Raw genomic sequence first — 24,871 nt, 5'->3', positions numbered from 1 at the left:
AAGTTATCGTTCCTCTCTCTTTTTATAGGGAATGGTTTCCCCCACGTATTTTGTAGCCGGACGCATGATTCTTCCGTCGTACATCTTATTCTCAATGTTATGTGCCAGCCAGCCGGCCATACGTGAGCACACAAATAATGGGGTGTACATGTCTTCGGGTATCTGTAACATATTATAAGCGAAGCCGCTGTAGAAGTCCACATTGTTTGACAAAGACTTGCCATTTCCAGCGAGACAAGATTTGGCAACCTTTTCAAATTTTGTCAGGAATTCATATTCGTCTTCTCTGTTTTTCTGTTTTGCAAGATTTTCGCAGCAGATTTTTAATAGATCTGCACGGGGATCGGACACGGTATAAACCGCATGGCCAAGACCGTATACCAGACCGGAATTATCATAAAAATCCTTTGCCAGTATTCTTTGGATGACTGATTTCATCTGTGTTTCCGTTGCTTTTAATCCAATTTCTTTTTCAATTGCAGTAATCATCTCGCTGCAGCGGATGTTGGCGCCGCCATGCTTTGGACCCTTTAAGGAGCCGATGGAAGCGGAACTGGAGGAGTAAATATCAGTACCGGTAGAGGAAATAACAACATTTGTAAATGTGGAGTTGTTTCCGCCGCCGTGATCAGCATGAATCATCAGCATAATATCCAGAAGATCGGCCTCCTGCTGGGTGAAGGATCCGTCTTTCCTTAACATATAAAGAATGTTCTCAGCCATGGAGTATTCCGGCTTTGGATAATGGATCACAAGACTTTCCCGGTCGTAGTGATGTATCTTGCTCTGATAAGCATAGACAGCAAGAGACGGAAGTTTTGCCAGTATATTAATTCCCTTTAACAGAGTCTGATAGGGGTCAGTGTTATCCGGATCCTCGTCATAATCGTAAAGAGCAAGGATGCTTTTTTGCAGGCTGTTCATTAAATTGCGGGAAGGAGTACGCAGCATGTTTTTTTCGAGAAATTCGTCAGGAAGGTTGTAGTGCTCACCAAGCAGGGTGGTAAACTCCCTCAATTCCTTATTAGATGGAAGATATCCAAAAAGGAGTAAAAATGACGTTTCCTCAAAGCCGAAACGGGAATTGTTTTTTCCGCTTACCAGATCGCTGATTTCAATACCGCGATAATAAAGCTTTCCTGGAACGTTTACCTTTTTTCCATCCTCAATTTCATAGCCAACTACGTCGGAAACGCGGGTAAGTCCTACTCGGACTCCGGTACCGTCTTCATTGCGGAGCCCCTTTTTTACGTTGTGTTCTTTGAATAAGTTGTTCGGAATGTCCGTGTAGTTAGAGGATTTACCAAACGTCTGTGCAATGAAAAAGTTGTTCATGGGATAAGTTCTCCTTTTTTCAGATTTAACCACAGGGATTCGTTTAGACAAAAGCAGCGCATAGGGATCTCTCCGGCGCTGCCTTCGTTGGCAATGGAATGTGGTTTTTTATTGTTTCGTAGTTTATCATGTAAAAGCATCAAAGTCAATACCTTGTTGCAATCACAATAAAAATATTGTTACTGGTAGCGAAAAACAGAAAAATCACAGTTGTACGTTTGGTTTACAAAATAAGGCATATTTTTACTGTTTTTTTCACATCATATGAAAGCGATTCAATATTATCAGCAAACAGGAGGTTTTCTTACGTGAAAGAATCTGAAGATAGAAATAACCGTCAGGAAGAGAATGAAGCGGCAAGTGCAGAAGTAAAAAATGCAGAAGGAACCAGAAAAGAAAGTCTGGAAGAGAAAAAAACAGAAAAGGATATTGAACAAAAGGAAGATCAGAAGCTGGAAGAATATGGTCAGATGACCCTTGATGATAATGAGGGGAAACGTAAAATTCATCTGCTGACCATTATCGGTGAGATTGAAGGACATGAGAATCTCTCCAGCAACAGCAAAGCCACCAAATACGATCATGTCCTCCCAAAGCTTGCGGAAATAGAAGATGATGACTCAGTAGAAGGATTATTAGTTCTTTTAAATACTTCAGGAGGTGATGTAGATGCGGGATTAGCCATTGCGGAGATGATTGCATCTTTAAGTATTCCCACAGTCTCACTGGTTCTTGGAGGCAGCCATTCCATCGGAGTACCTCTGGCAGTAAGTACCAACTATTCCTTTATCGTTCCCACCGGAACCATGATGATCCACCCGGTGAGAATGACCGGTATGGTAATCGGAGCTTCCCAGACCTATGAGTATTTTGAAATGATACAGGACCGGATTTTAAGCTTTGTCTCCAATCACGCAAAGATTGCTTATGACCAGTTAAAAAGGCTTATGCTTAATACGGAAATGCTTACCAGGGACTTAGGTACGGTACTGGTGGGAGAGGAAACAGTGAAGGAAGGTCTGATTGATGAAGTTGGCGGAATTAAAGATGCGTTAAAAAAATTATATGAACTGATGGAAACTGCTTCCTCTTAGCCGTTGCAATTCTCCCGTTTTTTTTGTATACTGATACCAATGGATAGAAGGGGGAAGTATTGTGCCTGAGACAACAAAGAAGAAGACAACAGCTAAAAAAGGGACAAAAACAAAAAACGGGAGAGCAGGAAACACCAGAACAAGGAAGAATGTGGTTTTGCCGGAACCGGAATTTATCCACTCAGAAGTCGTGATTATTATGTCATTTGCCGCTGCGGCCATTTTGTTTTTAAGTAATTTTCATTTATGCGGAATGGTAGGTGATTTTTTCCGCAGCGTGCAGCTTGGTATATTTGGCGGAATTGGATACATTGCACCGGTATTGATGTTTGCAGGAATCGCATTCTATATTTCAAACCAGGGAAACCCGAGAGCAGTATTTAAACTGGTCTCATGTGTTTTGGCGCTGGTTTCTTTGTGCGGATTTTTGCAGCTGTTTTTTGGTGTGAATACAGGAGAGAAAACGGGACTTTTGAATATTTATCTGGAAGCTTCTGTCAGCGGAAAAGGAGGAGGCCTGATCGGCGGTTTACTTGCAGAGGGGCTTGTTTCCATTATCGGAGTGGTGGGAGCTTATCTGGTTACTCTGGTTCTGATTATCATTTCCCTGGTCTGCATTACAGAAAAATCCTTTGTGAATATTGTGAAGACAGGAAGCGGAAAGGCGTATCACCATGCGAAAGAGAACGTGGACATGCATATGGAGATTCATGCAAAGCGCCAGGAACTAAGAAAACAGCTGAGAGAAGAACAGAAACTGCGTGGGGTCAATTTAGATGCCACCAGGCTTTCCGCTGTTCCGGAAGAGAAAATTCCGGATAAACCAGATTTTGAGCGGGATCTCTATGAAGAAGAGGAAAATACTGGTATCGGTGATATTGCCGATGAGATTGATTCACAGACCAATAAGCTGACGGCAGTGACAGCCGTTGAAACAGAAGAACCAAACCCGGCTGACGTATTCAGAGGAAGCATTTCACCAGAACCAGATGAGGAAGACGATGATTCTGTTCCCTTTGAACCAGATGATATTGTGGCTCCGTACAAACGAAGTTCTGATGAGGCTTCTTTCTATATGAAGAAGGATGTCAGAACTCTTAAGGAAATGGAACTTGTGGAGGATGATTTCTATCCGGAAGAGCCAGAGACGGAAGCGCCAGAGACGGAAGAGCCAGCAATCAGAGAGACATTCTCCATACCGGAGGAGCCCAAACAGGTGGTAACCGCTTCCGGCAAGATCATTGAGACCGACACAGAGGCTCTTCAGAAAAAACTGGAGAAGAAACGGGAAGAATCGCAAAAAGACGACGATTTCAGTGTAAATAAACAGATGATTCAAAAAAAGGAAATTGTGAAACTGGAATATAAGTTTCCACCTCTTTCGTTGCTTAAAAAAGGCAAAGCAGCGGTTTTTTCTGACCGGGAATACAAAGATACAGCCATTAAGCTGCAGAAAACACTGCAGAATTTCGGTGTGGGAGTAACTGTGACCAATATCAGCTGTGGTCCTTCCGTAACCAGATACGAACTCCACCCGGAGCAGGGAGTTAAGGTAAGCAAAATCGTAAGTCTTGCTGATGATATTAAGCTAAGTCTTGCAGCTGCGGATATACGTATCGAGGCGCCCATTCCTGGAAAATCAGCAGTGGGAATTGAAGTGCCCAATAAAGAAAATAACATGGTGTATTTAAGAGACATTCTGGAAGCGGACGGTTTTCAGAAGCATTCCTCCAATATTGCTTTTGCAGTTGGTAAGGATATCGGCGGACAGGTAGTCGTAACTGATATTGCCAAGATGCCCCACTTACTGATTGCAGGAGCTACGGGCTCCGGTAAGTCTGTCTGTATTAATACCCTGATTATGAGTATTATTTTTAAAGCGGACCCTGACGATGTGAAGCTGATCATGGTGGACCCCAAAGTGGTGGAATTAAGTGTTTATAATGGTATTCCCCACCTGCTCCTTCCGGTTGTGACTGATCCGAAGAAGGCATCGGGAGCCTTAAACTGGGCGGTTGCGGAGATGACAGACCGTTATAATAAATTTGCCCAGTATAATGTCAGGGAAATTAAAGGCTACAACGCGAAAGTGGAAAGCTTAAAGGACATTGAGGATGAAAACAAACCGCAGAAGATGCCCCAGATCGTAATTATAATCGACGAGCTTGCTGATTTAATGATGGTGGCCCCAGGGGAAGTCGAGGATTCCATCTGCCGTCTTGCCCAGCTTGCCAGAGCAGCCGGAATCCATCTGGTAATTGCCACACAGCGTCCGTCTGTCAACGTTATTACCGGTCTGATTAAAGCAAATGTGCCGTCAAGAGTGGCGTTTGCCGTTTCTTCCGGGGTAGATTCCAGAACCATTATTGACATGAATGGTGCGGAGAAGCTTCTTGGTAAGGGTGATATGCTGTTTTATCCTGCCGGTTATCCAAAACCCATGCGTGTGCAGGGTGCATTTGTTTCCGATTCGGAAGTTTCCAAGGTTGTGGACTTTTTAACGGAACAGGGAATGACACCGGATTACAATCCGGAAATGGAGAACATGATTGCCTCTGCGCCAACAGCTGCAGATTCAAAATGCGGCGGAAGTGACCGGGATGAATATTTTATCCAGGCAGGCAGATTCATCATTGAAAAAGACAAAGCTTCCATTGGCATGCTGCAGAGGATGTATAAAATCGGATTTAACAGAGCTGCAAGAATTATGGATCAGCTTGCGGAAGCCGGAGTGGTAGGAGAAGAAGAAGGGACCAAGCCCCGCAAGGTGCTTATGAGTATGGAAGAATTTGAAGAGGCGTTTTAGCAAGACGGGAGAGTAAAAAACCATTGCTTACATATAAGGAGGATGATACGTATGAAAACAGATATTGAGATCGCACAGGAAGCAACGATGATACCAATTAAGGAAGTGGCAGCATCCTATGGGATTGCAGAAGACGATTTAGAACTTTACGGCAAATACAAAGCAAAGCTTTCCGATGAATTATGGGAGCAGGTAAAAGAACGTCCGGATGGAAAACTGGTTCTTGTTACCGCAATCAATCCCACACCGGCCGGAGAGGGGAAAACTACTACAACGGTAGGGCTTGGACAGGCATTTGGAAAGATCGGAAAAAAGGCGATTATCGCCTTAAGAGAGCCATCCTTAGGACCCTGCTTTGGAATCAAGGGAGGAGCTGCCGGCGGCGGTTATGCCCAGGTTGTTCCCATGGAAGATTTAAATCTTCACTTTACCGGAGATTTTCATGCTATTACCTCTGCTAACAATTTGCTTTCTGCCCTTCTTGACAACCACATTCACCAGGGCAATGCTCTTGGAATCGATACAAGGCAGATTCTTTGGAAGAGATGTCTGGATATGAATGACCGTGCATTAAGAAATATAGTGGTAGGACTTGGCTCAAAAGCGGAAGGATTTGTAAGAGAGGATCATTTCGTTATTACGGTGGCTTCTGAAATTATGGCAATTCTCTGCCTTGCAGATGATATGAATGATTTAAAAGAACGGTTGGGACGAATTATTGTTGCATATAATTATTCCGGAGAGCCGGTGACTGCAGCCCAGTTAAATGCAGTGGGTGCCATGGCGGCCCTGCTTAAGGATGCACTGAAACCAAATCTGATTCAGACTCTGGAGCATACCGGTGCAATCGTACACGGCGGTCCATTTGCCAATATCGCCCACGGCTGCAACAGCGTGCGTGCGACTAAGACAGCTTTAAAATTAGCGGATGTAGTTGTGACTGAGGCTGGTTTCGGCGCGGATTTAGGCGCAGAAAAGTTCCTGGATATTAAATGCAGAAAAGCTTCCTTAAAACCGGATGCCATTGTTCTGGTAGCTACTGTAAGAGCATTAAAATACAACGGCGGCGTACCAAAAGACCAGCTGAAAGATGAGAATTTAGAAGCACTGAAAAAAGGAATCGTAAACCTTGAAAAGCACATTGAAAATATGCAAAAGTACGGCGTTCCCGTAGTTGTAACGCTGAATTCATTTGTGACAGATACAGAAAACGAGTACCAGTTTGTCAAGAATTTCTGTGAGGAGAAAGGCTGCGAATTTGCTTTGTCCCAGGTTTGGGAAAAAGGCGGGGAAGGCGGAATAAAACTGGCAGAAAAGGTTCTTGAAACACTGGAGAACAAACAGAGTCATTTCGCACCGATCTATCCTGATGATATGAGTCTTGAGGATAAGATCAGCACGGTTGCCAGAGAAATTTACGGGGCAGATGGAGTAACTTATGCGCCATCCGCTTTAAAATCCATTCGTAAGTTTGAAGAGATGGGATTTGGCAGCCTGCCGGTATGCATGGCTAAAACACAGTACTCTTTATCGGATGATCAGACAAAACTGGGCCGTCCCCAGGGGTTTGAGATTAATGTGCGGGATGCTTACGTCAGCGCCGGTGCTGGATTTGTTGTTGTTTTAACAGGCGCTATTATGACGATGCCTGGTCTGCCGAAGAAACCGGCAGCTGATAGTATTGATGTAAATAATGACGGAGTAATCACAGGATTATTCTGATTTGGAGGTTTTTATGAAGTTTAGTCAGTGGCTTAAGGATCTGGAGTATGAATTACTGCAGGGGAATCCTGATGTGGAAGTTGAGGATGTGGTCTATGACTCCAGAAAGGCCAGAAACGGTGCAGTGTTTGTCTGCACCGTTGGCACCAGAGTCGATTCCCATGATTTTATACCGGAAGTGGTGGAAAAAGGAGTGACTGTTCTTGTTCTGGAACGCAGAGTGAGCGTGCCGGAAGGAGTGACTGCCATTTTCGTACATAGTGCCAGAGAAGCACTGGCTGTTTTGTCTGCCGCCAGATTTGATTATCCTGCAAAACGTATGGTAACCATTGGGGTGACCGGTACAAAGGGAAAGACCACCACCACCCATATGATAAAAGCGATTTTAGAGGCGTGCGGTAAGAAAGTGGGTATGATTGGAACCACAGGGATTGTCATCGGCGGGAAGGTGACTCCCACGGCTAATACAACACCGGAATCTTACCAGCTTCATCAGGCGTTTTATCAAATGGCAGAAGAAGGCTGTGAGTATATGGTTATGGAAGTGTCCTCCCAGGCGTTTAAGATGCACCGGGTGGATGGCCTGACATTTGACTATGGCTTATTTACCAATATTTCCCCCGATCACATCGGACCGGATGAACACGAGGATTTTGATGAATATTTATATTACAAGTCATTGATTTTTCAGCGTTCCAAAGTGGGCATTATGAATGGGGATGACGAACATTTTAAAGAAGCTGTTAAGGATGCGTCCTGCAAGCTTTATTCCTTTTCCCTTGATCAGGAAGGAACCAGCTTTAAAGCTGAGAATATCCGCTATGTAGCCCAGCCTGATTTTGTAGGACTTGAATTTGACGTAAAGGGAATTTATGAACTGGCTGTCCGTGTCAACATTCCCGGCAGATTCAATGTTGCCAACGCTCTGGCTGCAGTCAGCGTTTTAAGTTTTTTAAATCTGCCCAAGGAAAAGATCTGTCATGGACTGGAACATTTAAGTGTAAACGGAAGAATGGAAATCGTTTATTCCTCTGAAACATGTACCGTAATAGTAGATTATGCCCATAACGCAGTCAGCATGGAAAGCCTTTTAAAGACGCTGAGAGATTATAATCCAAAACGTCTGGTCTGCGTTTTTGGCTGCGGAGGAAACCGCTCCAAAGACCGTCGTTATTCCATGGGCGACAGCGCGGGCCGTCTTGCAGATTTCACCATTCTGACCGCTGATAACTCCCGTTTTGAGAAAACAGAAGACATCATTGCAGATATCAGAAGCAGTATTTCAAAAACGGAGGGAACCTTTATTGAGATCCCCGACAGAAGAGAGGCTATTCGTTACAGCATTTTACATGCTATGCCTGGAGATATGATTGCTGTGATTGGCAAAGGCCATGAAGACTATCAGGAAGTGAATGGGGAACGCCATCATTTCTCTGACAGGGAAGAAATCTTGAACGTTGTACAGAGTACGGATTTTCTTGACAGACAGAGGTAATAAAAATTGCCATAAGAAAAAGAATGCCGGAGGCCGTTGAGGAAATGTGGCTTTCGGCTTTTCCACGGAAGATGGCAGGAATGTGCGCAGGAAGCGGACATGGAACGGAGGAATCATGGTAAATATGACAGTTAAGGAAATACTTGCAGCTACAGGCGGAACACTTCTTTGCGGGAGGGAGGATACGGTTTTAAAACACATCAGTATCGATTCCAGAACCATGAAGGGAAATGATTTATTTGTACCAATTATCGGGGAAAAAGTGGATGCCCATCGTTTTATTGATCAGGCATTTGAACATGGTGCAGCAGCTGTTTTGACCAGTGAGCATGATGTTATGGAATCAGAAAAGCCCTGGATTCGGGTTGACGATACGAAAAATGCACTTCAGGCAGTGGGGAGTTTTTACAGAGATCGTTTATCTCTTCCCCTCATCGGTATTACAGGAAGCGTGGGTAAAACAACTACCAGAGAGATGGTGGCATGTGCGCTTTCTTCCCGTTATCAGGTTTATAAAACTCCAGGTAACAGTAACAGCCAGGTTGGGCTTCCTATCACCCTTTGCGAAATCACACCGGAAGATGAGATCGGCGTGATTGAACTGGGAATGAGTGAACCGGGAGAACTAACCGTGATCGCCAGAATCGCCAGAATTCACATGGCTGTCATTACCAATATCGGAGTGGCACATATCGAACAGCTGGGATCAAGAGAAAACATATATAGAGAAAAACTGACTATCCAGGATGGCCTTTGTGAAAACGGAATTCTCTTTTTAAACGGAGACGACGATATGCTAAAAGATACAAAAGCAAAGGAAGGCTGTAGAACGGTTTTCTATGGAACTGGAGAAAATTGTGATTACAGAGCGGTTGATATCCATTTGGAAGATGGATTCCCTGTGTTCACGGCAGAGCATAATCAGCAGAAAGTCCCTGTGCGGCTGTCTGTAATGGGAAGCCATAATATTTTAAATGCCATGGTATCTTTGGCAGTTGCGGCAGAAAACGGGATTCCCATGGAAGAAGCGGCAAAGTCCCTGATGAGCTTTCATGGATATAAAAACCGCCAGCAGATTTATGATACTGGTACATTCACCGTAATTGATGATACCTATAACGCCAGTCCGGTTTCCATGAAAGCGGGGCTTGAAGTTTTAGGTTCTATTACCAAAGCAAAAAGAAAGATTGCAGTACTGGCTGATATGAAGGAGCTGGGAGACCGTTCACCGGAATATCATTACGAAATTGGTACATATATAGCAGCACATCCGGTTGACTGCGTGGTAACACTGGGAGAACTGGCAGGAGAAATCGCCAGGGCAGTAAGGGAGAATGCACCAGAAATCACAGTAAAAGAATTTATGGAACAGGAACCGCTAACAGCTTATTTAAAAGAAGAATTAAAGACGGGTGACTGTGTGCTGTTTAAAGGCTCTAACAGCATGAAACTGGGGCAGGTAGCAGAACAGTTTCACTAACCAGTCCGCCTCTGGAGGAAATGAATGTCAGGAACATATGCCAGGATCATCATTGATATTTCTCACGAAAAAGTAGACAGAACCTTTGATTACCGGATTCCCCAGCATTTACGTCAGGAGATTACAGTAGGAACCAGGGTTCTGATTCCTTTTGGCAGGGGGAATACCATGCGCAAGGGATATGTGGTGGGAATTACGGCCAAGGCCAGTTATGATCCGGATAAGATAAAAGAAATCGGGGGAATTGTCACGGATGGAGTATCGGCGGAATCAAGGCTGATCACTCTTGCGTGGTGGTTAAAAGAACAGTATGGCTCTACCATGAATCAGGCACTGAAAACCGTGCTTCCGGTCAAACAGAAGGTAAAGCCAAAAGAAAAGAAAATCATAAGAAGCCTTTTAAACCGGGAACAGTTAAGCAGCGCATTAAAGGAAGCGGAAAAAAAGAGTTACAGGGCAAGAGTCCGGCTTTTTTCTGCACTGCTTGATAATCCTGTGATTCCTTACGAGATCGCAGTAAACCAGATGAACCTTTCTGCATCGGCAATAAAGCCTTTGATTGAAAAGGGTGATATTTGTCTTGAATCGGAAGAAATTTACCGCAATCCCATTCAGATAGAAAGTCAGGAAGAAAAAAGACTCCGCTTAAATACTGGGCAGCAGATCATTGTGGACAGTTTTAACCGGGACTATTCAGAAGGCAAACGGGATACGTATCTGATCCATGGAATAACCGGCAGCGGCAAAACAGAAGTCTATATGGAATTGATTCAGCGTGTTATTGAAGATGACAGACAGGTTATCGTTCTGATTCCAGAAATCGCGCTGACCTATCAGACAGTGATGCGGTTCTACGGCAGGTTTGGAAACCGGGTTTCCATTATTAATTCCCGTTTGTCAGCAGGAGAGCGTTTTGATCAGTTTGAACGTGCGAAAAATGGCGATATTGATATTATGATCGGTCCAAGATCCGCTTTATTTACCCCGTTTTCCAGGCTGGGGCTGATTCTTATCGATGAAGAGCATGAAGGTGCTTATAAAAGTGAAACAGTACCAAGATATCATGCCAGAGAGGTTGCTGCGAAGCGGGCGCAGATGGAGGACGCATCTTTGGTGCTGGGCTCTGCAACCCCTTCTTTGGAAGCTTACACAAGGGCCCTGAGAGGAGAATACCAGTTATTTCGTCTCACAGAGCGGGCAAAAAAGGACAGCAGCCTGGCTGAAGTATCGCTTGTGGATTTGAGGCAGGAATTAAAGGAAGGAAACAAGTCCATATTCAGCAGAAAATTGCAGATGATGATGGAAGAACGATTAAAGAATAAAGAGCAGATCATGTTGTTTATAAACCGCAGAGGCTATGCTAATTTTGTTTCCTGCCGTTCCTGCGGAGAAGCCATACGATGCCCTCATTGTGATGTGACGCTGACACTGCATAACAACAGCCGGCTTGTCTGCCATTACTGCGGACATACCATTTCCATGCCGTCTAAGTGCCCCTCCTGCAGTTCCCCCTATATTGCAAACTTCGGAGTGGGAACACAAAAGATCGAGCAGATGACAAAGAAGATGTTTCCCCAGGCCAGAATTCTGCGTATGGATTTGGATACCACCAAAGAAAAGGGCGGACACGAAGCCATACTGTCAGCCTTTGCCGAACACGAGGGTGATATTCTCATTGGTACCCAGATGATTGTAAAAGGGCATGATTTTCCTGACGTAACCCTGGTAGGGGTACTGGCAGCTGACTTATCCCTAAACACACCGGATTACCGGTCCGGAGAGCGGACGTTTCAGCTTCTTACCCAGGCGGCTGGGAGGGCTGGCAGGGATGCCAAGGCAGGAGATGTGATCATTCAGACCTACAGCCCGGATCACTACAGTATTGTTACTGCTGCCAGCCAGGATTACGAAGCGTTTTATAAGCAGGAGATGGCGTTTCGCCGCCTGATGAAATATCCCCCGGCAAGCGGTCTTTTAACCATTCAGTTCTCGTCGCGCAATGAGTCTGTTCTCACGGAAACAGCTGCCGCTGCAGGAGCCTTTGCAACTGCAATAGGAGAGCCGGAAGGGGTTCAGCTGATCGGGCCGGTAGAGGCATCTGTATACAAAATTAATGATATATATAGAAAAATTTTATACTTGAAACAAGAAAACTATGATATACTAATTAAAATCAGGGATCAAATTGATGGTTTTTCTGAAAATCATTCCGAATTGTTTGAACAAGTCTTGATCCAATATGATTTTTCGTAAATGAGAGGACAAATAAAATGGCGATTAGAAAAATTAGAACCATTGGAGATGAAATATTAAGAAAAAAATGTAAACCTGTGAAGGAGATCACCCCAAGAATTACCGATTTAATCAAAGACATGTTTGAAACCATGTATGAGGCCAATGGTGTAGGACTTGCAGCTCCCCAGGTAGGAATATTAAAGCAGATAGTCGTCATTGATGTGGATGATGGCAATCAGTACGTTCTCATTAATCCGGAGATTATTGAGACAGACGGAGAACAGACCGGACCAGAAGGCTGCTTAAGTGTGCCTGGAAAATCTGGAACTGTTACCAGACCAAATCACGTGAAAGTCAAAGCATTTGACGCCGATATGCAGCCATTTGTGCTGGAAGGAGAAGAACTCCTTGCCCGTGCTATCTGCCACGAATGTGATCATTTAAGTGGTGAGCTGTTTGTGGATAAGGTAGAAGGAGAAATTGAAGACGTGACTCTGGAAGAAGAGGAAGAGGAGGTTGAGGAATATTGATGAAAGTCGTATTTATGGGAACTCCTGATTTTTCGGTTCCAGCCCTTTGCTCACTGGTAGAAGCAGGGCATGAAGTTCTTGCTGTAGTGACCCAGCCGGATAAACCTAAGGGAAGAGGAAAAGAAGTTTCGATGACGCCGGTAAAGGAGAAGGCGCTGGAATATGGAATTCCAGTTTATCAGCCGGTTAAGGCTAGAGATCCTGAATTTGTAAAAATTCTGAAAGATTTAAACCCTGATGTGATGGTGGTCGCCGCTTTTGGACAGCTTCTTCCAAAAAGTATTTTAGATATTCCTAAATTTGGCTGTATCAATATCCATGCGTCCCTTCTTCCCAAGTATCGTGGTGCATCACCAATTCAATATGTGGTAATAAACGGGGAAGAGGTAAGTGGTATCACGACAATGATGATGGCAGAAGCTCTGGATACTGGAGATATGCTTGATCAGGAAGTTGTTGTTTTGGACAAAAAAGAGACTGGTGGAAGCCTTCATGAGAAGTTGAGCCATGTGGGTGGAACGCTTCTTATTAAAACTCTGAAGAATATAGAAGATGGAACTGCTGTTTTAAAAAAGCAGGATGAGTCGCAGATGTGTTATGTGGGAATGATTAAGAAAAACATGGGCGATATTGACTGGTCCATGGATGCCGTCTCCATTGAACGGCTGATCCGTGGATTAAACCCCTGGCCAAGTGCTTACACAGACTGGGATGGAAAAGTAATAAAACTCTGGGATGCAGATGTTGTGGAACAGGAATATGAAGGCGTCTGCGGCCAGGTAGTGGAAACCGGAAAGGATCATCTGGTGGTGAAAACCGGCAAAGGCGGACTATCCATTAAAGAACTTCAGCTGCAGGGAAAGAAGCGGATGGAGATCGGCGCCTTTTTACGGGGTTACCAGATTGAGAATGGAACTGTTTTTAAACAGCTGTAAGGAATACAGACAGTATTTTCGGGAAAGGAGAATCTGATTATGTATTATGGTGGAATGATGGGGTATTATATGGACCCCACCTGGATTTTTGTAATCATTGGTGCGTTGTTATCCATGGCTGCATCTGCCAGGGTGACCAGTACTTTTAACAAGTATTCCAAAGTAAGAAGTATGTCTGGAATGACAGGGGCAGAGGCAGCAAAGCGCCTTTTAAATTCCCAGGGTATTTATGATGTGCAGGTAAGACCTGTCAGCGGAAGACTGTCTGATCATTATGATCCCAGAACGAAAACCGTTAATTTATCCGATTCAGTCTATGATTCAACTTCAGTTGCAGCAATTGGTGTGGCGGCTCATGAATGCGGACATGCCATGCAGGATAATACGGGATATGTGCCTTTGAAGTTACGAGGTGCCATTGTTCCTGCCGCTAATATCGGTTCTCAGGCTGCGCTGCCCGTTATTTTACTGGGATTTTTTATCAGCGGTGCAGGCTCACCTTTAGTAAATATCGGTTTGATTCTGTTTTCACTGGCTGTTTTATTTCAGCTGGTTACACTCCCGGTTGAGTTTAATGCATCCAGGAGAGCAGTGGTTTTACTGGGACAGGTGGGGATTCTGGGAGATGAAGAACTGTCTCACACAAGAAAAGTGCTTGGAGCAGCAGCTCTTACCTATGTGGCAGCACTTGCGGCAACGGTACTTCAGCTGCTGAGACTTGTTATATTATTTGGAGGAAGAAGAGATAATGACTAAAGACACAGACAGCAGGGAGATTGTACTGGATGTTCTCATGGAAATATTAGAACATTCTGCATACAGCCATTTAATCCTGCGTCAGGCCTTAAATAAATACCAGTATCTGGATAAAGCAGAACGTTCCTTTATAACCAGGACTGTTGAAGGAACAGTGGAATACTTAATACAAATTGATTACGTCATTGACTTTTTCTCTTCAACAAAGGTAAAAAAGATGAAGCCGGTCATCCGCAGCATTCTGCGGATGTCGGTTTATCAGATTTTATATATGGACCGGGTTCCGGATTCCGCCGTGTGCAATGAGGCTGTGAAGCTGGCTGCCAAACGGAAATTCGTTGGTCTGAAAGGATTTGTAAATGGTGTTTTGAGAAACATTTCAAGAAATAAAGAAACTCTGGTCTGGCCGGATGACAGCGTTCGCTATTCTGTTCCTGCCTGGATTGTTTCCATGTGGAATCAGGATTATGGAACGGAAACTGCAAACACTGTTATGGCTTCATTTTTAGAAAACAGTAAAACAATAGTACGCTTAAACAGTTCAAAAGCTGGGAAAGATGAGATTCTTTCCAGTCTGAGGAAACAAAACGTACAGGTGGCAGAGTCAGGGATTTCAGAAGATATGGTCATTTTAGAAAAATTTGATTATATGGAAGGTCTGGAAGCCTTTCAAAAAGGATACATTCAGGTCCAGGATATCAGCTCTGCTCTTGTGGGAGAAGCGGCAGATCCCAAAGAAGGAGATTTCTGCATTGACGTCTGCGGTGCACCAGGAGGGAAGAGCATCCATCTGGCAGATAAGCTCAATGGGACCGGTATGGTTGAGGTAAGGGATTTAACGGAATACAAGGTGAGTCTGATACAGGAGAATATTGACCGTTGCGGCTTTGACAATATCAGGGCAAAGGTATGGGATGCCCTGGTTCCTGATTCTGATTCCGCCCAGAAAGCGGATATTGTGCTTGCTGATCTTCCCTGCTCCGGTCTTGGTATTCTGGGAAGAAAACCCGATATTAAGTACAGGGTCAAGCCTGAGAATTTAGAGGAACTGGCTTCTCTGCAAAGGGAAATCCTCTCGGTTGTACAGGCATATGTAAAACCAGGCGGAAAGCTTATATTTAGCACCTGTACCATAGATAAAAAAGAAAATGAAGAGAATTTTGCATGGTTTTTAGAGAACTTTCCATTTCAGACAGTTGATCTGGAGGAGAAGTTCAAAGACCAGTTTCAGATAGATACCTTGAAACATGGATACATGCAGCTTTTGCCGGGAATTCATCCATGTGACGGATTTTTTATCGGTGTATTACAAAAAAAGGTAGAATAAGATGGAAAGAACAGATATTAAATCTCTTAATCTGGAAGAACTGACGGCTTTCCTGGTGTCTGCCGGAGAAAAACCCTTTCGTGCGAAACAGCTGTACGAATGGATTCATCAAAAACTGGCGGCCACCTACGATGAAATGACCAACCTTCCAAAAACTCTGAAGGAAAAACTGTCTGAGATGGCAGAGCTTCCTTCTCTTACTGTTGTAGAAGAAAAGATCTCGCAGATAGACGGAACGAGAAAGTACTTATTTGGCCTTTCCGACGGCAATGTGATTGAAAGCGTACTGATGAAATACAAGCACGGCAATTCCGTGTGCATCTCCTCTCAGGTTGGGTGCCGCATGGGCTGCCGCTTTTGTGCATCCACACTTGACGGGCTTGAGAGGAATTTAAGCCCGGCTGAGATGCTGGATCAGATTTACCGGATTCAGAAGATTACTGGTGAACGGGTATCCAACATTGTAGTCATGGGTTCAGGAGAACCACTTGACAATTATGAAAATCTGGTGCAGTTTATCCGCCTTCTCACCGATGAGAATGGCTTAAACATCAGTCAGAGAAACGTAACGGTTTCCACCTGCGGAATTGTGCCTGGAATTTTAAAACTGGCTGATGAGAAGTTTCAGATCACTCTGGCTCTTTCTCTTCATGCGCCAAATGATGAGGTGCGTAAAAGTCTGATGCCGGTAGCCAACCGGTATCCGCTCACTGACGTACTTCTGGCGTGCCATACTTATTTTGAAAAAACAGGAAGAAGAATTACATTTGAATACAGCCTGGTAAGCGGCGTAAATGACAACTTAAAAGAGGCCTCTGCACTGGCAGCTCTTTTAAAAGCCCAGCATGGACATATCAATCTGATTCCGGTCAATCCCATTAAGGAACGGGATTATGTACAGTCTGACAGGAAGGCAATAGAGGCATTTAAAAATCTCCTTGAAAAAAACGGAATTAATGTTACTATTAGAAGAGAAATGGGCAGGGATATTAATGGTGCCTGCGGACAGCTTAGGAAAAGTTTTTTAAATCAGGAGTAAAAGGAAGTGAGAATATTACGATGAAGGCTTGTGCTATGACGGATACCGGAAGAGTCCGTTCGGCAAATCAGGACTATGTTTTTTCTTCGATTGAGCCTGTGGGTGTGCTGCCCAATCTGTTTCTTGTTGCAGATGGCATGGGAGGGCATCAGGCTGGAGATTATGCTTCCAGGTTTATTGCCGAAAATCTGGTGGCTCATTTTAAGATGACAAAAGACACCGGAACGGTTGCTGTATTAAAAGATGGAATTGAAAAAGTGAATCAGTTACTGTATCAGGAATCGAAGAAAAAGCCGGAATTAAACGGTATGGGTACCACTCTGGTCGCTGCTGTAGTTGAGGATTCAACCATGTATGTGGCAAATGTGGGAGACAGCCGTCTTTACTTAATCCGTAATCAGCTGAAACAGATTACAAGAGACCATTCTTATGTGGAAGAACTGGTATCATTAGGTCAGCTGGAACGGGGAAGCAAGGATTATCGGGAAAAGAAGAACATTATAACCAGAGCTGTTGGGACGGAAGATAAGCTGGAGATTGATTTTTTTGAAGTCAGCCTGGAGCCGGGAGATTATATACTTTTATGTTCTGACGGGCTTAGCAATATGCTGGAAGATGCTGAAATAGAGGAAATCATATGCTCGGAACTGGAGCTGCCGGAGAAGGCAGAGAAATTAATTACAGTAGCCAATGATAATGGGGGGAAAGACAATATTGCTGTTGTTTTAATGGAACCTCAGCTTGGCAGGGAGGTAAGCTTATGATTTTGAGACCGGGGACATTTTTACAGGACAGATATGAAATACTGGAACAAATCGGTTCCGGAGGTATGTCAGATGTGTATAAGGCCCTGTGCCATAAATTAAACCGCCTGGTTGCCATTAAAGTATTAAAGGAAGAATTCAGTTCTGACAGTAATTTTGTCGGTAAATTTAAAATGGAGGCCCAGTCAGCGGCCAGACTTTCCCATCCGAACATTGTAAATATTTATGATGTTGTGGATGAGAGTGATCTTCATTTTATTGTAATGGAATTAATTGAAGGAATTACGTTAAAAAATTATATTGTGAAAAAAGGCTGTCTTGATATGAAGGAAGCCATCGGCATTGCCATGCAGGTTGCGCAGGGAATTGCAGCAGCCCATGAGCAGGGGATCATTCACCGTGATATCAAGCCCCAGAATATTATTATTGCAAGAGGCGGGAAGGTCAAGGTGGCAGATTTTGGTATTGCCAGAGCGGCGTCTTCCCAGACTATGAGCGCAACAGCAGTAGGATCGGTTCACTACATATCGCCGGAACAGGCGCGTGGAGGTTACAGCGATGTGAGAAGTGATATCTATTCACTTGGTATCACATTATATGAGATGGTTGCCGGCAGAGTGCCCTTTCAGGGAGATAATACTGTAACAGTTGCCCTGGCTCATTTAGAATCTGTAATTACGCCGCCCAGTTATTTTAATGAGCTGATTCCGGTGGCATTAGAAAATATCATATTAAAGAGCACAGAGAAAAAGCCGGAATACCGATATTCTAATATGTACGAAGTAATTTCAGACCTGCGTAAGGCTCTGGTTAATCCAAACGGGGATTTTGTACAGAACCATCCGTCTGTGGATGATTCACAGACCGTTATTATTGGAAAACCGGAACTGGAGCAGATCCGTTCCGGCCGCAAACCTCAGACAGAGCAGCCGGTAAAACGTGCCCCGAAAGGACAGGAATATAATCAGAAATACCAGTCATCGTCCAATTACGACGAGCAGCCGGGATCTGGCAGAAACAGAAGAAATAATAATGACGAGGATATCAATCCAAAGATTGAAAAGCTTTTAACTGCGGCAGGAGTGGTGACTGCCATTATTATTGTTGTAATTCTGGCAATCGTATTTTCCAAAGTGGGCGGATTATTCCGTTCCGGATCTGGAAAAGAATCGGTTGCAACTACAGTTGCCCCGACGGAAGAGACTCTCAGCGAAAAGCAGGTGAAAATGCCTGATGTCAGTGGTCTTGATTCTGAAACCGCAGAAAAGAAGTTAAAGGACAACGGCGGTCTGTATATGAAAATCAGTGAATATGAGTATTCGGATACAGTCGACAAGGGAGATGTGATTTCCCAGGATCCAAAAGCGAATACGATTGTGGATAAATACTCTGCTGTCTATGTGGTAATCAGCAATGGACCAGAGAAGGCATCCGTTGATTTGAAAAAACTGGAACTTGAATCTATGGATACCGCTTCTGCAAAGTCTCTGCTGGAAGGCAAGGGACTGGTTGTCAATGTAGAACAGAAAAACAGCGATACCGTAGCGGCCGGTAAGGTAATCAGTTATAACCCGGGTGAGGCAAAAGAGGGAGAAACCATTACCCTGTTTTCCAGCAGCGGCCCGGCACTGGTCAATCCGGTTGTTGTGCCGAATCTGGCAGGACAGACACAGGAGGTTGCAGTAGAGATGCTTGCAGACGTTGGACTGGTTCAGGGAACCGTTACCGAAGCTTCTTCTGAGACAGTGGCAAGGGGTAATATCATCAATCAGTCTGTTGTGGCGGGAAGCCAGGTGGAATCAGGAAGTGCTGTGAATTTTGTAATCAGCACGGGAAACGGACAGGAATCCAAGTATAAATATCTGGCTTCCATTGACAAATCCTTCTCCCTCCAGAATATCATTGGTCCGGGGTCAGGAAGTACCCAGCTGACATTAAAAATCCAGCTGAGACAGTCAGTAAATGGACAGGATACCGTTCGGGAACTCATGCAGCCCACAACATTAAAAGGGGATCAGCTGCTTCCGGTTTCATTTAAAAATATAGAGGGCGCCTATAATGTAACAAGCGGGTCAGTAGAAATTGTAAATGTGGAAACAGGTGAGGTGGTTAATTCTTACGCAATCACCTTTGTAGCTGTTCCACAATCCTAAGGAAGCGTATATGACAGGAAAAATATTAAAAGGGATTGCAGGATTTTATTATGTCCACAGTAAGGAAGGGATTCTTTACGAATGTAAGGCCAAGGGAATATTCCGGAACAGAAATGTAAAACCTCTTGTAGGAGATGATGTGGAGATTACCGTTCTTGATGAAGCAGAGCGGAAAGGAAACATTGAAGAGATTCTGCCCAGAAAAAATGCCCTGGTGCGCCCTGCCGTTGCCAATGTGGATCAGGCGCTGGTTGTGTTTTCCATTACTCACCCGGAACCTAATTTCAATCTGCTGGATCGTTTTCTGGTAATGATGGAATCTCAGGATGTGCCCGTTCATATCTGCTTTAATAAAATTGATTTATCAGAACATGAAAAAATGGCAGATCTGCGTAAGATGTATGGGGCAGCCGGTTATCCCGTTTATTTTACAAGCATTTATGAGAATAAAGGGATTGGCTTTGTGAGAGATATTCTTGCAGGAAAAACCACGGTTCTGGCTGGACCATCCGGTGTTGGTAAGTCGTCCCTGACCAATCTGCTTTATCCCGAAGCAGAGATGGAAACTGCACGGATCAGTGAAAAGATCCAGAGGGGGAAACATACCACCAGACACTCGGAGTTATTTGGAATTGGCAACCAGACCTACATGATGGATACACCCGGTTTTAGCTCCATGTATTTAGAGGACATGGAGTGTGGCCGGTTAAAGGAATATTTTCCTGAATTTGAACCCTATGAGCCAGACTGCCGATTTTTGGGCTGTGTGCACATTGGCGAGAAAGTCTGCGGCGTAAAAGATGCCGTCACAGAAGGAAAAATCAGTCAGAGCCGTTATGATAATTACCGGCTTCTGTATGAGGAACTGAAAGAAAAAAGGAGATACTAACATGCTTATACTTGCCCCCTCAATCTTAGCGGCAGACTTTAAAAATCTTGGACAACAGGTGACCGATACTGCAAATGCGGGAGCCCGGTATATTCATCTCGATGTAATGGATGGAGCGTTTGTACCCAGCATTTCATTTGGAATGCCGGTAATTGCCAGCCTTAGAAGCTGCACAGACCGTATATTTGATGTTCATATGATGGTAGAGGAGCCGGGACGATATATTTCAGATATCAAAGCGGCCGGTGCAGATTTAATCTGCGTTCACGCGGAGGCATGCAGGCATTTAGACAGGACGGTTAACCAGATTAAGGAAGCCGGACTAAAAGCGGGGGTTGCGTTAAATCCTGCCACCCCACTGTCTGTCCTTGACTGTATTTTGCCAGAACTGGATATGGTGCTGATTATGACCGTGAATCCCGGATTCGGCGGACAGAAATTTATACCGTACACATTGGAAAAGGTAAGGGATCTGCGCACGATGATAAAACAGCGTGGACTGGATATTGATATTGAAGTTGATGGTGGTGTTACCTGCGATAATGTGAGAGATCTCATTGAAGCAGGTGCCAATGTTTTTGTAGCAGGATCTGCTGTATTTAAAGGTGACGCAGCAGCCAATACCAGAAAATTTTTGGATATTTTTGAGGAATATGAAAGGTGAAAGAACGTACTGGATTAATCGTCACGGGAGGAACCATAGATTTTGATTTTGCCAGGACTTTTCTGGCAGATCAAACCTTTGATCAGATCATTGCAGTTGATGGAGGTCTTGCAGCCCTGTCACAGCTTAATTTAAAGCCGGATGCAGTAGTGGGTGATTTTGATACCGTGGAGGAATCGGTTCTTTCCCAATACCAGAGCTTTTTAAGTGAGATCACATGGGATATACACAAGCCGGAAAAGGATGAGACAGATACAGAACTGGCCATTTCTACTGCTATGAAGTTAGGGTGTAAGAAGATTGTGCTTCTGGGAGCAACCGGAGGCAGGCTCGATCACTTTATGGGCAATCTTCATTTGCTTTATTTCTGTTTAAAGCAGGGTGTGGATGCTTCCATCGTAGATCCTAAAAACTGGATTACTGTCTTAGATAAAGGAAGAGTATTTGAAGCGGAAAAGATGCGGGGGACTTATATTTCCTTTCTTCCGCTGAGTATGGAAGTAAAAGGGATCACTCTTACAGGATTTAAATATCCTCTTACGAAAAAAGATATTTCCATAGGGACAAGCCTTTGCATCAGCAATGAACTGACAGGAGAGTCCGGTTCCATTGAATTTGATTCCGGTGTACTGATCTGCGTGGAGTCCCACGATTAGACTGGTATGGTTTAATAAGTCAAAACTGGATATTTATATCATTCCACTTGCGTGCTAAGATTAAGTGCAATAAAAGCAGCAAGGGAGGAATTATTCATGAATCAAACAAATAAGACCATTCACAAAGTTTCACTGACCGGGCTTTTTGCAGCCATGTCTTATGTGGTTTTCACATTTCTTCAGTTTAAAATAACACTACCAGGAGGAGACGCCACTTCCATTCACTTAGGCAATGCGGTCTGTGTACTTGGTGCACTGCTTCTTGGGGGGTTATATGGCGGTCTTGGCGGTGCCATTGGGATGACCATCGGTGATTTATTCGATCCGGTTTATATCATTTACGCTCCAAAGACATTTATTTTAAAATTATGCATCGGACTGATTACAGGATTGGTTGCCCATAGGATTGGAAAGATCAATGAATCCAATAACAGCAGGCATATCTTTAAGTGGACCATACTGGCGGCAGCCGCCGGACTTTTATTTAATGTGATTTTTGACCCTGTGGTGGGATATTTTTACAAGCTTCTTATTCTTGGAAAACCGGCAGCAGACTTAGCTCTGGTTTACAACGTTGCTTCCACTTCCATCAATGCGGTAACTTCGGGGATTGTATCTGTTCTGATTTATATGCCCCTTAGAAATGCTTTGGTGCGGTCAGGATTATTTTCCAGAATATCTTAGGAGCATTCGTATGACAAAAGAAAGTAAACAGAAAAAAATAGCTGCAATTCATGACCTTTCAGGTTATGGCCGCTGCTCCTTAACAGTGGCCATGCCAGTTATATCTGCATTAAAGGTGCAGTGCTGTCCGGTTCCAACTTCCATATTATCCAATCACACCGGTTTTCCAACCTGCTTTTTCGATGATTATACCGATAAGATGCCTTTGTATCTGGAGCAGTGGAAAAAACTGAATCTGGATTTTGATGGCATTTTTACTGGATTTTTAGGTTCCGAGGCTCAGATCGATATCGTTACCGATATGATCCGGAATTTTAAAACAGAAAAAACCAAGGTTATCATTGATCCCATTATGGGAGATAACGGGAAGGCCTACCAGACCTATACAAAGGAGATGTGCAGCCGCATGAGAACCCTGGTGGAATCTGGTGATATTGTAACTCCAAACCTGACGGAAGCCTGTATTCTTACCGGAAGGCAGTACCGTCAGACTGGCTGGACCAGAAAAGAGCTGGCTGATATGGCACAGGAAATAATAAGCATGGGCCCTGGCTCGGCAGTCATTACAGGAGTGAGGGAAGGAACTTTTGTCACCAATGTGGTGGCGGAAAAGGGCTTAGAGGTAAAGTATCTTAAGTCTTTAAAAGCTGGTAACGACAGACCTGGTACCGGAGATGTATTTGCCAGTATCATAGCAGCCCAGGCTGTCAAAGGTGTGCCTTTGCCGGAAAATGTAAAAAAAGCAGCCCATTTTGTAAAACAGAGTATACTGGTTTCGGATGAGCTCAACGTACCCATAGAGAATGGTGTTTGTTTTGAAGAGATCCTGTCTTTGCTTATTCGTCAGTAAAATCGGAAGAGAGATGGGGAATTTTAGGAAAAGGGCTTTTCTTTGCCCTTTTTTTGTAGTATAATCAACGGCAGATTATTATGCGGATTAGATTCGCAGAAAATATTGAGGAAAAACCAGGAGGAATACCATGTTAGATTTAAAGTTTGTAAGAGAAAATCCTGAAATTGTAAAGCAGAACATCAAAAATAAATTTCAGGACAGCAAGCTTGTGCTGGTAGATGAAGTCATCGAACTGGACGAGCAAAACCGCGCAGCAAAGCAGGAAGGAGATGCTTTAAGAGCGGAACGCAACAAACTTTCCAAACAGATCGGTGCCTTGATGGGACAGGGAAAGAAAGAAGAAGCAGAAGAGCTGAAGCGGTTGGTAACCGATGCTTCCGACCATCTGGCTGAACTGGAGAAGAAAGAAAGTGAACTGGATGAAAAGATCAAAAAGATCATGATGACTATTCCAAATATTATAGATCCCAGTGTTCCGATTGGTAAGGATGACAGCGAGAACGTGGAAGTGCAGCGCTACGGTGAGCCTGTAGTGCCGGAGTTTGATATCCCATACCATGCAGAAATAATGGAAAGCTTTGACGGTATTGACCTTGACAGTGCAAGAAAGGTTGCAGGCAATGGTTTCTATTATCTGATGGGTGATATTGCAAGACTTCACTCCTCTGTTATTTCCTATGCAAGAGATTTTATGATTGACCGGGGCTTTACTTACTGCATCCCTCCTTTTATGATCCGCAGTGAAGTAGTGACCGGAGTAATGAGTTTTGCTGAAATGGATGCCATGATGTATAAAATAGAAGGAGAGGATCTGTATTTAATCGGCACCAGTGAGCATTCCATGATCGGAAAATTTATTGATACCATCCTTCCTGAATCAAAGCTTCCTCAGACACTTACCAGCTATTCTCCATGCTTTAGAAAAGAAAAGGGAGCTCATGGACTGGAGGAGCGCGGTGTTTACCGTATTCATCAGTTTGAGAAGCAGGAGATGATTGTTGTCTGCAAACCGGAAGAGAGCATGGACTGGTATGAGAAACTGTGGCAGAACACCGTTGATTTATTCAGAACTCTGGATATCCCGGTAAGAACCTTGGAATGCTGTTCCGGTGATCTTGCCGATTTAAAGGTAAAATCTGTAGACGTAGAGGCCTGGTCTCCAAGACAGAAGAAATATTTTGAAGTTGGAAGCTGTTCTAATTTAGGAGATGCACAGGCAAGAAGATTAAAGATCCGTGTATCTGGTGAAGATGGTCAGAAATATTTTGCCCACACACTGAATAATACGGTTGTGGCTCCACCCAGAATGCTCATTGCTTTCCTGGAGAATAACTTACAGGCAGATGGAACTGTGAAGATTCCTGAGGCATTACAGCCATATATGGGCGGTATGAAAGCACTTGTACCCAAGAAGTAATAACGTTTAAGTCCGGCTTTTTAAAAGGTCGGACTCT

At 44.0% G+C, this 24,871-nt stretch carries 20 protein-coding genes; 19 read left to right on the top strand and 1 reads right to left on the bottom strand.

Going from position 1 to position 24,871, the window contains the following annotated elements; all coding sequences use genetic code 11:
* Nucleotides 1-3: 3 nt before the first annotated feature.
* On the bottom strand, nucleotides 4-1,335 hold the full coding sequence (locus ABS301_RS17280; RefSeq protein WP_349673398.1) for a citrate synthase: 1,332 nt from the start codon (nucleotides 1,333-1,335) through the stop codon (nucleotides 4-6).
* A gap of 401 nt (nucleotides 1,336-1,736) precedes the next feature.
* Between ABS301_RS17280 and ABS301_RS17275 the strand changes: the two genes are divergently transcribed.
* The 19 genes from ABS301_RS17275 to serS all read left to right on the top strand — a co-directional run bounded on the left by ABS301_RS17275 (nucleotide 1,737) and on the right by serS (nucleotide 24,834).
* Nucleotides 1,737-2,429 (top strand): ClpP family protease, encoded by a 693-nt coding sequence (locus ABS301_RS17275; RefSeq protein WP_207715626.1) that lies wholly within the window; start codon nucleotides 1,737-1,739, stop codon nucleotides 2,427-2,429.
* A gap of 61 nt (nucleotides 2,430-2,490) precedes the next feature.
* Complete coding sequence (locus ABS301_RS17270) at nucleotides 2,491-5,235, top strand: FtsK/SpoIIIE family DNA translocase (protein ID WP_349673396.1); 2,745 nt, start codon at nucleotides 2,491-2,493, stop codon at nucleotides 5,233-5,235.
* A 51-nt stretch (nucleotides 5,236-5,286) separates the two neighbouring features.
* The gene (locus tag ABS301_RS17265; protein ID WP_349673395.1) at nucleotides 5,287-6,957 is read left to right on the top strand and encodes a formate--tetrahydrofolate ligase; all 1,671 of its coding nucleotides are present in this window, start codon (nucleotides 5,287-5,289) and stop codon (nucleotides 6,955-6,957) included.
* 13 nt (nucleotides 6,958-6,970) lie between these two features.
* Nucleotides 6,971-8,452: a UDP-N-acetylmuramoyl-L-alanyl-D-glutamate--2,6-diaminopimelate ligase gene (locus ABS301_RS17260; RefSeq protein ID WP_349673394.1), complete on the top strand. Its 1,482-nt coding sequence runs from the start codon at nucleotides 6,971-6,973 to the stop codon at nucleotides 8,450-8,452.
* A 115-nt stretch (nucleotides 8,453-8,567) separates the two neighbouring features.
* Nucleotides 8,568-9,932, top strand: a complete 1,365-nt coding sequence (locus ABS301_RS17255) for a UDP-N-acetylmuramoyl-tripeptide--D-alanyl-D-alanine ligase (RefSeq protein ID WP_349673546.1) — start codon at nucleotides 8,568-8,570, stop codon at nucleotides 9,930-9,932.
* A gap of 24 nt (nucleotides 9,933-9,956) precedes the next feature.
* Nucleotides 9,957-12,185, top strand: a complete 2,229-nt coding sequence (gene priA, locus ABS301_RS17250; RefSeq protein ID WP_349673393.1) for a replication restart helicase PriA — start codon at nucleotides 9,957-9,959, stop codon at nucleotides 12,183-12,185.
* A gap of 17 nt (nucleotides 12,186-12,202) precedes the next feature.
* Nucleotides 12,203-12,697: a peptide deformylase gene (gene def / locus ABS301_RS17245; protein WP_349673392.1), complete on the top strand. Its 495-nt coding sequence runs from the start codon at nucleotides 12,203-12,205 to the stop codon at nucleotides 12,695-12,697.
* Entirely contained in the window at nucleotides 12,697-13,632 is a 936-nt protein-coding gene (gene fmt, locus ABS301_RS17240; protein WP_349673545.1) for a methionyl-tRNA formyltransferase, read from the top strand. Before def ends, fmt begins: the two co-directional genes overlap by 1 nt.
* A gap of 39 nt (nucleotides 13,633-13,671) precedes the next feature.
* A complete protein-coding gene (locus ABS301_RS17235) occupies nucleotides 13,672-14,388 on the top strand; it encodes a zinc metallopeptidase (RefSeq protein ID WP_170820360.1) in 717 nt (238 codons plus the stop codon).
* The gene (gene rsmB, locus ABS301_RS17230) at nucleotides 14,381-15,715 is read left to right on the top strand and encodes a 16S rRNA (cytosine(967)-C(5))-methyltransferase RsmB (RefSeq protein ID WP_349673391.1); all 1,335 of its coding nucleotides are present in this window, start codon (nucleotides 14,381-14,383) and stop codon (nucleotides 15,713-15,715) included. The genes ABS301_RS17235 and rsmB overlap by 8 nt, the downstream gene beginning before the upstream one ends.
* Before the next feature lies 1 nt (nucleotide 15,716).
* Nucleotides 15,717-16,754, top strand: coding sequence for a dual-specificity RNA methyltransferase RlmN (gene rlmN / locus ABS301_RS17225; RefSeq protein ID WP_349673390.1), 1,038 nt, complete (start codon nucleotides 15,717-15,719; stop codon nucleotides 16,752-16,754).
* Between the two features lie 20 nt (nucleotides 16,755-16,774).
* Nucleotides 16,775-17,518, top strand: coding sequence for a Stp1/IreP family PP2C-type Ser/Thr phosphatase (locus tag ABS301_RS17220; RefSeq protein WP_349673389.1), 744 nt, complete (start codon nucleotides 16,775-16,777; stop codon nucleotides 17,516-17,518).
* A complete protein-coding gene (pknB, locus tag ABS301_RS17215; protein ID WP_349673388.1) occupies nucleotides 17,515-19,671 on the top strand; it encodes a Stk1 family PASTA domain-containing Ser/Thr kinase in 2,157 nt (718 codons plus the stop codon). Before ABS301_RS17220 ends, pknB begins: the two co-directional genes overlap by 4 nt.
* Nucleotides 19,672-19,681: 10 nt before the next feature.
* On the top strand, nucleotides 19,682-20,560 hold the full coding sequence (rsgA, locus tag ABS301_RS17210; RefSeq protein ID WP_349673387.1) for a ribosome small subunit-dependent GTPase A: 879 nt from the start codon (nucleotides 19,682-19,684) through the stop codon (nucleotides 20,558-20,560).
* A gap of 1 nt (nucleotide 20,561) precedes the next feature.
* A complete protein-coding gene (gene rpe, locus ABS301_RS17205; RefSeq protein ID WP_349673386.1) occupies nucleotides 20,562-21,224 on the top strand; it encodes a ribulose-phosphate 3-epimerase in 663 nt (220 codons plus the stop codon).
* Nucleotides 21,221-21,880 (top strand): thiamine diphosphokinase, encoded by a 660-nt coding sequence (locus tag ABS301_RS17200; protein ID WP_349673385.1) that lies wholly within the window; start codon nucleotides 21,221-21,223, stop codon nucleotides 21,878-21,880. Before rpe ends, ABS301_RS17200 begins: the two co-directional genes overlap by 4 nt.
* Before the next feature lie 96 nt (nucleotides 21,881-21,976).
* On the top strand, nucleotides 21,977-22,564 hold the full coding sequence (locus ABS301_RS17195; RefSeq protein WP_349673384.1) for an ECF transporter S component: 588 nt from the start codon (nucleotides 21,977-21,979) through the stop codon (nucleotides 22,562-22,564).
* A gap of 10 nt (nucleotides 22,565-22,574) precedes the next feature.
* The gene (locus ABS301_RS17190) at nucleotides 22,575-23,414 is read left to right on the top strand and encodes a pyridoxamine kinase (RefSeq protein WP_349673383.1); all 840 of its coding nucleotides are present in this window, start codon (nucleotides 22,575-22,577) and stop codon (nucleotides 23,412-23,414) included.
* Nucleotides 23,415-23,544: 130 nt separating this feature from the next.
* The gene (gene serS / locus ABS301_RS17185; protein WP_104437508.1) at nucleotides 23,545-24,834 is read left to right on the top strand and encodes a serine--tRNA ligase; all 1,290 of its coding nucleotides are present in this window, start codon (nucleotides 23,545-23,547) and stop codon (nucleotides 24,832-24,834) included.
* Nucleotides 24,835-24,871: the final 37 nt, after the last annotated feature.

Source organism: Lacrimispora sp., from assembly GCF_031982545.1.
Lineage (GTDB): Bacteria > Bacillota > Clostridia > Lachnospirales > Lachnospiraceae > Lacrimispora.
Note: the sequence above shows the minus strand (reverse complement) of the source record. Positions and strands in the feature narration are given on the sequence as shown.